Origin of the sequence: Nonomuraea sp. NPDC049480, from assembly GCF_044465905.1 — a bacterium.
GTDB lineage: Bacteria > Actinomycetota > Actinomycetes > Streptosporangiales > Streptosporangiaceae > Nonomuraea.
Map to the genome: position 1 here is coordinate 136,641 of NZ_JBITMD010000014.1, position 14,274 is coordinate 150,914.

12 protein-coding genes are annotated in these 14,274 nt (G+C 69.0%); 6 read left to right on the plus strand and 6 right to left on the minus strand.

Annotated elements, in window-relative coordinates; genetic code table 11:
• Nucleotides 1-54: 54 nt before the first annotated feature.
• The 5 genes from ACIBX3_RS34730 to ACIBX3_RS34750 all read right to left on the minus strand — a co-directional run bounded on the left by ACIBX3_RS34730 (nucleotide 55) and on the right by ACIBX3_RS34750 (nucleotide 6,430).
• Nucleotides 55-912, minus strand: coding sequence for an ATP-binding cassette domain-containing protein (locus tag ACIBX3_RS34730; protein ID WP_397124531.1), 858 nt, complete (start codon nucleotides 910-912; stop codon nucleotides 55-57).
• Entirely contained in the window at nucleotides 905-2,671 is a 1,767-nt protein-coding gene (locus ACIBX3_RS34735) for an ATP-binding cassette domain-containing protein (protein WP_397124534.1), read from the minus strand. The genes ACIBX3_RS34730 and ACIBX3_RS34735 overlap by 8 nt, the downstream gene beginning before the upstream one ends.
• On the minus strand, nucleotides 2,668-3,606 hold the full coding sequence (locus ACIBX3_RS34740; protein ID WP_397124536.1) for an ABC transporter permease: 939 nt from the start codon (nucleotides 3,604-3,606) through the stop codon (nucleotides 2,668-2,670). The genes ACIBX3_RS34735 and ACIBX3_RS34740 overlap by 4 nt, the downstream gene beginning before the upstream one ends.
• Nucleotides 3,607-3,675: 69 nt before the next feature.
• Nucleotides 3,676-5,220, minus strand: coding sequence for an ABC transporter substrate-binding protein (locus tag ACIBX3_RS34745; RefSeq protein WP_397124538.1), 1,545 nt, complete (start codon nucleotides 5,218-5,220; stop codon nucleotides 3,676-3,678).
• A 67-nt stretch (nucleotides 5,221-5,287) separates the two neighbouring features.
• Nucleotides 5,288-6,430: a serine hydrolase domain-containing protein gene (locus tag ACIBX3_RS34750; protein WP_397124540.1), complete on the minus strand. Its 1,143-nt coding sequence runs from the start codon at nucleotides 6,428-6,430 to the stop codon at nucleotides 5,288-5,290.
• A 70-nt stretch (nucleotides 6,431-6,500) separates the two neighbouring features.
• On the opposite strand from ACIBX3_RS34750, the gene ACIBX3_RS34755 reads away from it, so the two are divergent.
• From ACIBX3_RS34755 to ACIBX3_RS34765, 3 genes are read left to right on the plus strand one after another with little or no spacing between them, the layout of a single operon-like run.
• Nucleotides 6,501-8,432 carry a glycoside hydrolase family 3 protein gene (locus ACIBX3_RS34755; RefSeq protein ID WP_397124782.1) on the plus strand — a complete coding sequence of 644 codons (1,932 nt, stop codon included), beginning with the start codon at nucleotides 6,501-6,503 and terminating at the stop codon, nucleotides 8,430-8,432.
• Entirely contained in the window at nucleotides 8,429-9,124 is a 696-nt protein-coding gene (locus tag ACIBX3_RS34760) for a TetR/AcrR family transcriptional regulator (protein ID WP_397124542.1), read from the plus strand. Before ACIBX3_RS34755 ends, ACIBX3_RS34760 begins: the two co-directional genes overlap by 4 nt.
• A complete protein-coding gene (locus ACIBX3_RS34765; protein WP_397124545.1) occupies nucleotides 9,121-10,887 on the plus strand; it encodes a DUF5605 domain-containing protein in 1,767 nt (588 codons plus the stop codon). The genes ACIBX3_RS34760 and ACIBX3_RS34765 overlap by 4 nt, the downstream gene beginning before the upstream one ends.
• A gap of 47 nt (nucleotides 10,888-10,934) precedes the next feature.
• On the opposite strand, the gene ACIBX3_RS34770 is transcribed toward ACIBX3_RS34765, so the two are convergent.
• On the minus strand, nucleotides 10,935-12,119 hold the full coding sequence (locus ACIBX3_RS34770; RefSeq protein WP_397124547.1) for an FAD-dependent monooxygenase: 1,185 nt from the start codon (nucleotides 12,117-12,119) through the stop codon (nucleotides 10,935-10,937).
• A 297-nt stretch (nucleotides 12,120-12,416) separates the two neighbouring features.
• On the opposite strand from ACIBX3_RS34770, the gene ACIBX3_RS34775 reads away from it, so the two are divergent.
• The 3 genes from ACIBX3_RS34775 to ACIBX3_RS34785 all read left to right on the plus strand — a co-directional run bounded on the left by ACIBX3_RS34775 (nucleotide 12,417) and on the right by ACIBX3_RS34785 (nucleotide 14,272).
• Entirely contained in the window at nucleotides 12,417-12,614 is a 198-nt protein-coding gene (locus ACIBX3_RS34775; RefSeq protein ID WP_397124549.1) for a hypothetical protein, read from the plus strand.
• 78 nt (nucleotides 12,615-12,692) lie between these two features.
• Entirely contained in the window at nucleotides 12,693-13,187 is a 495-nt protein-coding gene (locus ACIBX3_RS34780) for a SigE family RNA polymerase sigma factor (protein WP_397124551.1), read from the plus strand.
• Nucleotides 13,184-14,272, plus strand: coding sequence for a hypothetical protein (locus ACIBX3_RS34785; RefSeq protein WP_397124553.1), 1,089 nt, complete (start codon nucleotides 13,184-13,186; stop codon nucleotides 14,270-14,272). Before ACIBX3_RS34780 ends, ACIBX3_RS34785 begins: the two co-directional genes overlap by 4 nt.
• Nucleotides 14,273-14,274 lie beyond the last annotated feature (2 nt).

Sequence of the window (14,274 nt, forward strand, 5' to 3'; positions counted from 1 at the left end):
GATGGTGCGGCTGGGCCGCAGGCCCACGACGCAGGGTCAGTGTCAACCTTGCCCTTAAAGCCCCGCCTGCACGTTCTGCTCGACCTGCTGTGCGAGCAGGCGGTGGCGGTCGGCTCTATTGACCTCCTGCCGACGCGGATCCGGGATGGGCGCCGCGAGCAGGAGGCGCTGGGTGTACGGATGCTCGGGGCTCGATGTCACGACGTCCCCATCCCCGTCCTCGACAAGTTCCCCTCGATACATCACCGCCACCCGATGGCTGATGTAGCGCACGACGCCCAGGTCGTGCGACACGAACAAGTAGGCCACACCGAGCGACTCCTGCAGCTCGATCAGCAGATCGAGCACGGTCGCCTGGGTCGACAGATCAAGAGCCGACACAGGCTCATCACAGACGACGAGCTTCGGCCGCAGCGCGAGTGCCCGGGCGATCGCGACTCGCTGGCGCTGGCCGCCGCTGAACTCCCGCGCATAGCGGTCCACGGCGTCTTCCGGCAGCCGGACCTTGTCGAGGAGTTCGCGTACCTGCGCCTTGGCGGCATGACGCCTGACGCCCGTGACCCAGAGCGGCTCGGTGAGGATGTCGCCGACCGTCATACTCGGGTTGAGCGAGGTGTAGGGATCCTGGAAGACCACCTGCAGCTCGCGCGCGAGCCCGCGACGCTCACGGCGCGAGGCATGCCCGATCTCCCGGCCCTCGAACAGAATCGAGCCCGCGGTCACCGGGGCGAGGCCGAGAATGGCGCGGCCGAGTGTGGTCTTGCCCGAGCCCGACTCGCCGACCAGGCCGACGGTCTCGCCGGGTTTCACGTCGATCGAGACCTCGTGAAGGGCACGGAACGGTTTCGAGCGGAAACCCTTCGACGGGTACTCGACGACGAGGTCTCGAACCTCAAGCAGCGATTCAGACACGAGAGTCCCCCGTAGCCTCCGCGCGGGCGAGCCGGGCCGGCCGCCCGTCGAGCATCGAGTCCAGCAGCGACCGCGTGTAGTCGTGCTGCGGCGTGTCGAAGATCGCCTGGGCGGGCCCGTCCTCGACGATCTCGCCCTGCCGCATCACGAGGACACGATCGCAGATGTCGGCCACGACACCGAAGTTGTGCGTCACGAACAGCACGCCGAGACCTTTCTCCTGCTGCAGGTCACGAAGCAGGTCGAGGATGTCGGCCTGCACCGTGACGTCGAGTGCCGTGGTCGGCTCGTCGGCGATGAGCAGTTCGGGATCACATGACACGGCACCGGCGATGAGGATTCGTTGCGCCATACCGCCGGAGATCTCGTGCGGGAAGGCGCGGTACGTGCGCGCCGGGTCCGGGATGCCGACCCGTGCGAGCAGGTCGAGCACGCGGTCACGCGCCGCCGCGCGGGAGAGTCCGAGGTGCACCCGGACGGCTTCGCTCAGCTGGTTGCCGACCCGGAACGACGGGTCGAGGTTGCTCATCGGCTCCTGCGGGATGTAGCCGATCCGGCGCCCGCGCACGGTGCGCAGGAACGACGCCGAGCGGCCGAGCAGCGGCTCGCCGGCGAGCGCGATCGCCCCGGAGGTGACCTCGCCGCCGGTCGGCAGCAGGTCGAGCACCGAGAGCGCGACTTGGGTCTTGCCCGATCCGGACTCGCCGACGAGGCCGACGATCTCGCCGCGTGCGACATCGAGCGAGACTCCGTGGACGACCTCGACGGAGCCGCCGCTGTAGGCGACGCGCAGATCGCGGACCGAGAGCAGCGCGTCCGACGGGGCCGCCGCGTTCCCGGCCCCGTTCCCGGCCGGGGGAGCCGCGACGCGGCGGCGGCGCCGGACCGGCTTGGCGCTGCCGGCCTGCAGGGCGTCCCGCAGACTGCTCGCGAACAGCGCGAGGGCGGCAGAGGTCATGAAGAGGGCGAGGCCGGGCCAGAACAACATCTGCGGAGCTTGGAAGATGTTGAGGAAGCCCTCGTTCAGCATGGAGCCCCAGCTGGCGGTCTGCGGGTCGCCGAAGCCGAGGAACTCGAGCCCGGCCTGGATGTTGATGCAGATCGCCAGCACCATGGCGCTGTGCATGATGAGCGGCCCCCGCACGACGCGAAGCATGTGCCGGGCGATGATCCTTGAGTCGCTCAGGCCGGACACCAGGGCGGCGTCGATGTAGAGCTCGTTGCGTACCCCGCTCACCGTGGCGCGCACCAGGCGGAAGGCTCCGGGCGCGAGCATGACGCCGAAGATGACCATTGACGTCCAGATGGAGGGGCCGAACACCGTGCGCAGCGCCAGCAGGACGATGATCGCAGGCAGCGCCTGGAGCAGGTTGGACGTCCAGGAGGTGACCGAGTCGAAGGTCCGGCCGTAGTAACCGGCGATGAGCCCTGCGGGCAGTCCGATGACGAGCGAGGTGAGGAGGGCGATGGCCGCTCCGAGCAGGCTGACCTGGGCGCCGTACAGAAGCCGGGAGAGCAGGTCGCGGCCGGCGCTGTCGCCGCCGAGCGGGTGCGCGGCGGAGATCGGGGCGAAGATGTCGTCGAGCGATGACCGGGCCGGGTCCTGCGGGGCGAGCACGGTTGCCAGCACGGTCGCGAGCAGGATGAGCAGCAGGGCCACCAGCGAGATGATCCCGAGCGGGTCGTGCAGCACCTTGCCGATGACACCACGCCGTGCTGGAACCGCTGTGGGGGCCGGGATCGTGACCATCTGACTCATGAAAGACGCACCTTCGGGTTGAGCAGGCCGATGCCGAGTTCGACCACGAGGTTGACCAGCACGACGATGGCGGTCATCACCAGGACCACGCCCATGATGACCGGTACGTCGCCGTTGACCGCCGCGTTCGTGGCGGCGAGGCCGAGTCCGGGGAGTGCGAAGATGCGCTCGACGAAGACCGCACCGCTGAGCGTGCCGATGAAGGTGAGCGCGACGACCGTCAGCGCCGGCGCGCTCGCGTTACGCAGGACGTGCACGACGACCCGCCAGGACGGCAGGCCGCGCGCCCGGAGCGTCCGCACGTAATCCTGTTCGAGGACGTCGATCACGGCGCCGCGGACCTGCTGCGCCACGCCGGCGACCGCGCCGACCATGAGGGCGACGATGGGCAAGGTGATCGATGCCAGCCACTGGCCGGGCGAGGCGCTGAAGGGGACGAATCCCGTCGCCGGAAAGAGTCGTAGTTGCAGCGCGAGGCCCGACACGAGCAGCAGCGCGAGCCAGAAACCCGGCACCGCGAAGCCGACGATCGCGAGCACCTGAAGCGCGATGTCAATGGCGCCCCGGCGGAGTGCGGCGACGACGCCCAGGGCGAAGGCGAGCAGGGTCGAGATCAGGATCGAGCCGATGACGACCGTGAGGGTGACGGTGGCCCGGCTGGTGAGCAGGGAGCCCACGGGCTCCGCCGAGAACCAGGAGCGGCCGAGGTCACCCACGGAGAGATGCCCCACATAGTCGACGAACTGGACGTACAGCGGCCTGTCGACACCAAGCGCGGCCGACTTGGCGGCGATCTGCTCGGCCGTCGCGTTCTCGCCCAGGATCTGCCGCGCGGCGTTCGCCGCATTGCCGTACATGAGCAGGAACGTGAGGGATGGGACCACCAGGAGCACTGACAGACCCGCGCCGATTCTCTTCGCGAGGAACGCCAACAACTTGACTGCCTTTCCGGCACCGTCTCCGGGCGGACCGAGCCCCGGCCCGTCCGGAGACGGTGCTTCTTGTTAGCCGGCGGGCGCGTAGTTGTAGATCGACGGAATGTTCTGGTCCTTCTGCAGCGTCACGTTGACGGGCCCGGCCACGAAGTACTGCTCCTCGATGAACAGCCAGGGGTCGAACCAGACGTTGTCGACGAGGAACTTGTTGATCTCACCGATGATCTTGCCGTGGTCCTTCTCGGCAGCGGCCGGATAGGACTCGATCAGCTGGGACAACTTGGGGTCGGTCGTGTGCAGCGGATTCCAGGCGGCCTTCTCGACGAGGTAGTTGTTGATCACTTTCCAGTCTGTCGGGCCCGCGCCGAAGATCGCGGGGGCCATCGCGTACTTGCCGCTCTGCAGGCCCGCGAAGGTTTGCGCGATCGTGCCGAGGTTCTCGAATTTGACCCGAATGCCGAGGGCGCCGAGGCTGTTCTTGTAGTTCTCCATCGCGGCGGGCGTGGTGAGCGCGTTGATCGGCAGGGTCAGGTCGAAGCCGCCTGCGTAACCCGCCTCCGCCATGAGCTTCTTCGCGTCGGCGACGTCGTAGGCGTACGCGTTGTTGAGCGCTTCGTCGTATCCGGGGGAGGCCTGCCGGAAGATCTGCGTGTTCGGCACGCCGGTGTCCGCCATCAAGGCTTTCCGGATCTGCGGCACGTTGAACGACATGGCTATCGCGCGGCGGACCCGCTTGTCCCCTAGGGCCGGGACGATCGAACCGGTGCGGTCGTAGAAGATCGTGCCTATCCACGAGATGTTGCTGTCCGGAGTCAGATGTTTGATACCCGCGGCCGTGGCGGCCTTGCGGTTGTCGGCGCCGGTGAGGTTGGCGGCGTCCACCTGACGGCTCTGGAGCGCGTTCAGCAGCGACACCTCGTCGGGGAAGATCTTGAACACGACCTTGGCGAACTTCTGCAGTTGGGGGTCCCAGTACTGCTTGCGCGCGGTGAAGGTGTACGTCGAGCCCTGCACCGTCGCGGCGGTGTCGAGCACGTAGGGGCCCGAGCCGACCGGGGTCGTGGCGAGGCTTTGCGGGTTCTTGAGCGCGGCCGGGCTGGCCATGCGGCCGGCCGCGTCCGCGAGGTTGTAGAGGATGTCGGGATCCGGCGAGGTGTAGGTCAGCGTGACGGTGTCCGCGTCGACGACCTTGACCGAATCGAGGAGGGCGAGCTCACGCGAGAGCGGACCGGTGCCGGCGTGGAAGTGTTCGAGGTTCGCCTTCGCCGCCTCGGCGTCGAAGGGAGCGCCATCACTGAAGGTGACATTGGGGCGCAGGTTGAGCGTGATCGACTTGTTGTCCTCAGCGAGCTTCCAGTCGGCCGCCAGCATGGGGGCATAGGTGCCGTCCGGCTTGCGCAGGATGAGGGAGTCGTAGGCGGCCTGGGCGTAGGGGACGAAGTTGGCGTCGCCGACCCCGGCAGGGTCGAACGTCTGCGGTGCGATGGTGCTGCCGAGGGTCAGCGTGCTGGTGGCAGCGCCGCTGGCGCTCTGCGGCTCGGTGCCGGCGCAGGCGCCGGCACTCATGGTGACGCCGACAGCGAGGGCCGCTGCGACGACGGTGCGGATGTGCATGAATACTCCCTTGAGTCCGTTGCGCGGCGGCGACGGCGTGGCGGGTCCTTGCTCAGCACCTGAGCAGTCATGCTTGGCGGACGATCGACCGCATTGCCTGGGCGATGCGGAGCGCCCGGGCGTCGCAGCCGCCCGGCGGCGGCATGCGGCGGACGATGTACCCGAAACTGATTGCGGTTTCCGGATCGTGGAAGCCGAGCGCGCCGCCCATGCCGTCGTGGCCGAACGCACGGAATCCGCCGAAGTGGAGCCCCGGGACGGGCTTCTGGAAGACGATGCCGTAGCGCCGCTCGATCCCGATCACCTCGTCGATGCCGGCCACCTGAGGTTGGGCCAGTTGCGCGATGGTGTCGGCGGAGAGCAGGGGTGTGCTGGTGAGGCCCACAGTGCTCTCCGCGAAGAGGGCCGCGATGCCGCGCGCGGACGCGGTCGCGCTCACGGCCGGCATGCCGATGGCGCGGTCGCGCCGGGCCTGGAGACGACGCTCGTCTTCGCTCGCAGGGGGCGCGCCGGCGGCCATCACGTAGGCGCCGAGCTGGCCAGGCGTGCGGGGAAAGGGCGGGCCGCCGGAGCCGGCGACCGGGCGCATCGGCAGCAGGTCGAGAGCGCGCGGTTCGAGCTCCTCGGGAAGCCCTAGATAGAAGTCGAGGCCGCGCGGCCCGCGGATCTCCTTCTCGTAGAACTCGCCGAGGGTGCGGCCGGTGATGCGGCGCACGATCTCGGCGCCGAGGATGCCGATGGTCACGGCGTGGTAGCCGAAGGCCGAGCCGGGATGCCAGAGCGGGCGCTGCGCGGCGAGCAGTTCGGCACCGCGCACGGTGCCGGCGAGTTCGTCACGGGTCAGCCGGGGCACGGTCTGCGGCAGTCCGGCCTGGTGGGAGAGCAGTTGGCGGACGGTGATCGCGGCTTTGCCGGCGGCGGCGAACTCGGGCCAGTAGCGCGCCACGGGGGCGTCGAGGTCGAGCCGGCCGCGTTCGAGGAGGAGGCCGATGCTCATGGCGATCGTGTTCTTCGACACCGAGTAGGGGATGAGCAGGCTCTCGCGGGTGATCCCAGGGCCGATCGCGATGTCGAGCACGAGTTCCGTGCCCGCGTAGGCGGCGATCTGGAGGTCGTCGTCGCCGAACTCCCCCCGTTCGGCCATGCCGTCGATGAGCGGGCGGAACGGGGCGGAGACGTAGCCGTCGAAGCTGTTCGTGGGGACGGTCATGCGCTGGCTCCCTACGTTCTCACAATGGCGTGTGAGCAACATTTGGGAAAACTACTGACCGGTGGTAAGTATGTCAATGGCGTTATATATGCAGGGTCCGCGCGTGATCAAGAAATTGGAGTCGCACATGCCAGCTGCCTCGTCGGCAGTCGCCGCTGACACGCTGACCGCACAGGACGGCACGCGCTTCAGGGACCTGAACGGCAACGGCACGATGGAGCCCTACGAGGACCCACGGCTCTCCACCACCGAGCGGGTCGCCGACCTCGTGGCCCGCCTCTCGCTCGCCGAGAAGGCCGGCCTCATGTTCCACACCCAGGTGGTCGCGACCGCTGACGGCCGGGTCTCGAACGTGCCGATTCGACCGGGCCGCGCGGGCGCCGCCGACCTCGTCGGCGGCAAGCTCATCACGCACCTCAACGTCATCGAAATGCCCGGGCCGCGCGCAATGGCGCGCTGGCAGAACGCGGTGCAGGAGCTCGCCGCGCAGAACCCGCACGGCATCCCCGTCACCCTTTCGACCGACCCGCGACACGGTTTCGGGCACAACGCAGCCGCTTCCTTCGCGGCGGCCGACTTCTCCGCCTGGCCCGACCAGATCGGCTTCGCCGCAATAGGCGACGCCGATCTCGTCCGCCGATTCGGCGACGTCGCACGGCGCGAGTACGTCGCTGTCGGCATCAGGGCTGCGCTGCACCCCTCGGTCGACCTCGCGACCGAGCCGCGCTGGGCACGCCAGTACACGACCTTCGGCCAGGACGGCGAACTCGCCGGCCGTCTCGTCGTCGCGTACGTGGAGGGTTTTCAGGGCGCGACCCTCGGTCCCCGCAGCGTCGCCTGCATCACGAAGCACTTTCCCGGCGGCGGGCCGCAGCGCGACGGCGAGGACCCCCACTTTCCCTACGGGCGCGAGCAGATATACCCAGGCGGCCGCTTCGACGAGCACCTCGCGCCCTTCCGCGCGGCGATGGCCGCCGGCACCGCCGGTCTCATGCCGTACTACGGGATACCGATGGGCCTCGAGTTGCATGGTGAGCCGATCGAGGAGATCGGCTTCGGCTTCAACAGGCAGATCATCACCGGCCTCCTGCGCGAGCGTCTCGGCTACGACGGCGTGGTGTGCAGTGACTGGGGACTCGTCACCGATGCGCAGGCGCGTGACGGGAGCCGCAGGCTGCCCGCACGGGCCTGGGGCGCTGAACAGCTCACGCCCCGCGAGCGCGTACGTCGCATCGTGGAGGCGGGCTGCGACCAGATGGGCGGCGAGGAGTGCGTCGAGATCCTCATCGACCTCGTCGAAAGCGGCGACATTCCCGAGTCGCGGATCGACGAGTCCGCGCGCCGGCTGCTCGGGGTGAAGTTCGACCTCGGACTGTTCGACAATCCGTTCGTCTCCGAGGACGAGGCCGCCACCGTCGTCGGCGCGCCCGGCTTCGTCGCGGAGGGGCTGGCCGCCCAGGCTCGGGCGATGGTCGCGCTCACCCCGCTCGACGCGTTGCCGGTGCGGCCTGCGCGACTCCACCTCGACGGTCTCGACGCGGCGGCTGCGGCAGGGGCCGCCGACATCGTCGACGACCCGCGCGACGCCGACCTGATCGTGGTCCGGATCGCGGCGCCGTGGGAAGCCCGCGACACGTACATGCTGGAAAGCGGATTCCACGCCGGCAGCCTCGAGTTCGCTGAAGCCGACATCGCCCGGATCCTCGACCTCGCGGCGATGGCGCCGACAGCTCTCGTGGTGGGGCTGGACCGGCCCGCTGTCCTCACCCCGTTCCTCGACGCCGAGATCACCTTGCTGGCCGAGTTCGGCGCCTCCGATCGCGCGGTGCTCGACGTCGTCCTCGGCGTCGCGGAGCCGGAGGGACGACTGCCGTTCGACTTGCCGCGCTCGATGGCCGCGGTCGAGCTGAGCCTCCCCGACGTACCCGGGGACACCGCCGACGCATTGTTCCGCGCCGGATACGCTGCCAGCAGCACGGCCGGGATCACGGACCTGAGATGAGGGGAACTCCGTTGCTCGACAGGGAAACGCCCACACCGTCGCGCCCCGGCCCATATGACAGCCCCGGCCCTTATGAGAAGGGGCGGGCGAAGCGCCGAGAGATTCTCGACGCCGCGCTCGAGCTGATCGCCGCGAACGGCTACGGCAACACGAGCCTGCAGCAGATCGCCGACGCGGCGAACATCACCAAGGCAGGGCTGCTCTATCACTTCGGCTCGAAGGAGAACCTCCTGACCGAGGTGCTCCGTCGCCGCGACGAACGCGACATCGCCTCCTTCGCGGACAGCGACGCCGCCGGACCGCGCATCGCCCGCATCGTCCGGCACAACAGCGAGGTGCCCGGCCTCGTGGAGCTCTACTCGGCGCTGGTCCAGGAAGGAACCGACCCGGAGCACCCCGCACACGACTACTTCGGCGAGCGCTACCGCCGGATCGCCGGAAACGTGCGCGCCGACATCAGACACGCCGCGGACGCAGGCGAACTGCGGCCCGGGCTCGACGCCGAGATGGTGTCCCGCATCCTCATCGCGGTCGCGGACGGTCTCCAGCAGCAGTGGCAGTACGACCGCTCGATCGACATGGCAGCGCATCTCGACTACCTGTGGTCGCTGCTCGGTACAGCACCGGCTCGGGACGTCGACGTGCCTGAGGATCCCGCCGGCGGGACCGTCACCTCGGGCGGCACGGCATGAACGACCGGAGATTCGGGCCGCACACTCTGCTCGCCGACATCCTCGACCACGCCGAGGCCCGCGACATCATCCGGCGCACGTTGCCCGGGGTCGTGAACTCGCCACTGCTCGTACAACTGCGCCGGCGCGCCCTCGGCGACATCACGGCCGCCGGCCCGCACGTCCGGCTCACCTCCGCACAGCTCGATGACCTGTGGCGCGAGCTTGCCGCACTCGATGCCGGTGACCCGCGCGTGCGTTCCGATCCGCCGGAGATCGCGCCGGATCCCCGCTACGAGCCGGCGGGCACGCCTCGCGGTTCGGCCGAAGTGATCTCCGCACCCGCCGCGGGCGAAGTGTGGGCGACCTGGGAGCTCGTACTCGCCGGACCGAGCCATGGCAATCCGTTCGTCGACGTCGAGTTGTCCGCACGCGTGACCGCCCCCGACGGGTCGGCACGCCGGCTCGGCGGCTTCTACGACGGCGACGGGATCTGGCGCATCCGGCTGCTGCCCGACCAGGCCGGACGCTGGATCGTCACGACGGAAGCGACCACGCCCTCCCTCGACGGCGTCACCGTGGAGCTCACCGCGACGGCCGGTACCGGCCGGGGGCCGGTTCGGGTCGCCGACCGGTACCACTTCTCGTACGCGGACGGCACGCGTCACCTGCCGCTCGGCACGACCGCGTACGCCTGGACCCACCAGAGCGAAGCGCTGCAGGAACAGACCTTGCGTACGCTTGCCGACTCGCCCTTCACCAAGATCCGGATGGGGATCTTCCCGAAGTCGTATCTTTTCAATGCCAACGAGCCCCCGCTCCATCCGTTCGAGCGGAACAGCGACGGTACGTGGGACTTCACGCGCTTCAACCCCGCCTACTTCCGCGCCTTCGAGCGCCGGGTCGCGGATCTCGCGGCGATCGGCGTCGAAGCCGACGTCATCCTGTTTCACGCCTACGATCGCTGGGGCTTCTCGGACATGGGGACCGCGGCGGACGATCGCTACGTCCGTCACGTGGTCCGGCGATTGTCGGCATTGCCGAATGTCTGGTGGTCGCTCGCGAACGAATACGACCTGTTGTTCTCGAAGACCGTCGACGACTGGGAGCGGTTCGCCGCGATCGTCGTCGAGGAGGACCCGGTCGGGCACCTGCTCTCGATCCACAACTGCTTCGGCTTCTACGATTACGGCCGGCCGTGGATCACCCACGCGAGTGTGCAGCGCATCGACGTGTACCGCACCGCCGAGAACACCGACCAGTGGCGTGAGCAGTGGGGCAAACCCGTCGTCATCGATGAGTGCGCCTACGAAGGCGACATCGACCAAGGATGGGGCAACATCACGGGTGAGGAGATGACCCGGCGGTTCTGGGAAGGCGCGGTGCGCGGCGGTTACGTGGGACATGGGGAGACCTACCTCAACGACCGCGAAGAGTTGTGGTGGTCGAAAGGCGGCGAACTCATCGGCTCGAGCCCGGATCGGATCGCCTTCCTCAAGCAGATCATCGAGGAATCACCGACCGGTGTGCTCGACCCCCTGCCCAGTGACTGGGACACCCCTTGGGGCGGCGTGGCATCGCGCTACCTGATCGCCTACTTCGGCTTCAACCGGCCCTCCTATCGCGACGTCACGATGGCGCCCGGCACGGTCTGGACGGTCGACGTGATCGACACCTGGAACATGACCGTCGAAACGCTGCCCGGCACATACTCGGGCAGCTTCCGGGTCCCCCTGCCGGCGCGCCAATACATGGCGATCCGACTCGTCGCGGCCGGCGTGTAGCCGATCGCCGGGACCGTCTGACCTCCTCGGCCGGCGCGGTCGCCGCCTCACCCGGGGTCGTACGCGTAAATCCAGCCGTTCGCCACCAAGGGGTCCGCGTCGGCGAAGGACTTGTCGCGGGCCTGTTGTTCGGGCCCGTCGGGCAGGTGGTTGACGAACGCCCGGGCATGGCTGACTTCCTGCAACCGGCTGGTCCGGGGGATCCGCAGCGTCTCGTAGTGCTGCAGAGCCCGGGCCGGATCGCCCAGGTCGTCGGTTAGACAGCGGGCGAGCACGGCGGCGTCCTCAATAGCCTGCGCCGCCCCTTGCGCGAAGAAGGGGAACATCGGGTGGGCCGCGTCGCCGAGGAGGGTCACCGGGCCCTTGCTCCATCGCCGCAGCGGTGCCCGGTCCAGGAGGGCCCACCGTCCGGGTGTCCCACCTGCCCGGATGAGCTCGGTTAGCCTCCGGTCCCAGCCTTCGAACTCGGCCAGGAACTCCTCCACCGTCGCGGTCGCGGTCCAGGACTCGACGGCATCGTCCCCCGCGGGAGCGAACGCGACGAGGTTCACGAACCGTCCGGCCGAGACGGGGTAGTGCACCAGATGGTGGTCAGGCCCGATCCAGAGTGTCTGGGCGTTGCGCCGGGCGAAGGCCGGAGCGCGCTCGGACGGCACGAGGGCACGGAAGGCGCAAAAACCGGAGTAGGCGGCCGGCGAGGACTCTGCGATCGTGCTGCGCACGACGGAGTGGATCCCGTCCGCTCCGATCACGACGTCCGGCTCGACGATCTCGCCGTCGGCGAAACGCAGCACCGGCCGGCCGTCGTCGCGGGTGGTGAGGTCGACGCACCGCTTGCCGAGGCGGATGCCGCTGTCGGGGACGGCTGATCTCAGGACGTGCAGGAGGTCGGCGCGATGCGCGGTGTAGGTGTGCTCGCCGTACAGCCGCTCGCACGCCGAGGCGAGGTCCTCGGCCGACAGCACCGTGCCGTCCTGCCAGCGGCGGAACTCCCAGCCGATCTCGAGCCGCACCGCGCGGCGCAGGAAGCCGTCGACGACGCCGAGCCGGCGGAGCAGCCGGACCGCGTTCGGCGCCACCACCACCCCGGCCCCCACCTCCTTCAGCTGCGACGCTTGTTCGTAGACGGTGGCGGAGATCCCTTCACGATGGAGGAAGGCGCCGGCCGCGAGTCCGCCGATCCCACCCCCCAGAATCGCGATCCGCGGGTTCTTCGCCCCTGTGTCGGCCATCTGCTCGCACTCCGCTTCTTCCGTGGCTCGTCACCGCCTGTACGGCACGTCTGATGGGCGTCATGGTGCCCCACCGCGCCGCTCCGCGGATCGATATGTTCATCCAATGAACATGCCTGTTTGGGTGCCGCTACCTGATGAGTGAGGAGGTCGCGCGCCGCCTGGCCATGGAACTGGTCGCGGCGGGCGCCCTCGAGCGCCGGGAGGACGGGCGATTCACGGTGGGCCTGCGGTTGTGGCAGCTCGGGACGCCGGCACCGCTGACCGAGTCCTTGCGCACCCTGGCCCAGCCGTTCAGTGGCCGACTCGGTGGCCACGCGCATCGTCGACGGCGCCGGCCGGGTCGTCGCGGCGCTGTCGGTGGTGCTCCGGGCGGGCTCGGTCAAGCACCAGGCCGCGCTGCCGTCGGTCCTGGCGAGCGGCCTGGGGATCTCGCGGCAGCTCGGCTGGCGACCCGGCATCCGGGTCCGCGAAGGCGTCGTCCCCTCGGGCTGACCGTCCACGAGGCGGCCGCATGAGCTCGATCGCGCCGGCATTCCAACCCGGAGCCCTTCTGTGGAGTTATTTCGATATATGGACCGTTACGAGGGGTTCCATGAGTTCGTGCGTACCCGTCAGCAATCGCTGATGCGGACGGCGTACCTACTCACGGGGAACGCCCATCTCGCCGAGGACCTGTTGCAGACGGTCCTCACCCGCGTCGCCTCTCACTGGACGAAGCTCGCCAAGAGCGGCAACCCCGAGGCGTACGCTCGCAAGGCCTTGGTGAACCAGACAATTTCGTGGCGCAGGCGTAAGCAGATCGAGCTGCCCGGGGCCGAGCTGCCGGAGCCGGCCGAGCCCGGGCAGCCTCACGACGAGGCGACCGTGCGCCGTCTCGCCCTGCACCACGCGCTGGCGCAGCTCACGCCGAAGCAGCGGGCGGTCATCGTGCTGCGTTTCTACGAGGACCGCTCAGAGCACGAGACCGCGCAGCTCATGGGCGTCTCGATCGGCACCGTCAAAAGCCAGACCAACTACGCGCTGTCCAAGCTTCGCGCGCTCACCCCCAAGGAGGTGTACCGATGAACACACTGCGTGATGATCTGCATGCGCTGGCAGAGCAAGCGCCCGCTGTCGATCTCGCGGCCCAGGCGGTGCGGGGTGCGCGGAGAAGGCGTGCGACCCGACTGGCCGTGGTCGCCGCCACCGTGACCTGCCTGATCGTGGGCGGTGGGGGCCTGCTGCTGCAGGCACGCCCCGCACCCTCGATCGTCCTCACCCCGCCGGAGACGAAGGCGCTCCCGTTGCCGGCGAAGGGGGTCGGGCCGGTGGAGCAGGCGTACCGATCGGAGTGCCGGGAGGCGGCCGAGGCATGCCGTACCTGGCGGATCTCGACGCGTGAGGGCGACACGTACGAGCTGGGCAGGGATGCGACCGGGCCGCTGGAGGTCACGGCAGACGGCCGCAGGATCGCGTACTACAGCTCGCGGCACCGCACGATCGTGGTGCGCGACCTGGAGAGCGGCAAGACCTGGAAATCGCCGCTGCAGCAGCCCGCGGAGGACTTCGCGGTCGAGTACGCGCTCCGCCTGTCGCCCAACGGGCTGCGGTTCATCGTGTCGGGATGGGGCGGCCGGAAAGAGCTGAACAAGTTGGTGGACGTGGAGCGCGGGACGGTAACCGACCTCAAGCGGGGATGGTGGCCGGTGAGCGTGTCGGACGGTTCCGGATCCGTCGTGCTGGCCAAGCCGTACGAGAACACCAGCCAGGTGTGGGTGCTCGGCCACGACCCGATCACCATCCCGGACTTCACGTACTACTACAGCGCTCTCGCGCCTGACGGCCGGACGCTCGCTCGGCTGGGACAGACCTTCGACCCAGATCGAGAGCCGATGGTGCAGGAGGACGGTTCAATCGTCACTTTCGATGCGGTACAGGGCGGCGGGGAGACCCGTACCCCGATATCCGGGCTCGCGGAAGGGTTCCGTCCTTGGCGACTCGGGAGCTGGCTGAACGCCTCGGAGGTGAACATGCTGGCCACCCCCAAGTCGCTGGGCGCGAACGGGCCTGCGGCGGTGGTTTATGCGGTGGATGTGCGGACGGGCAAGAGCAGGAAACTGTTCGCCGTGCGCGAGGGCGGGCGGAACGTGGTGCCGGGGTTGGTGCGCTGAGC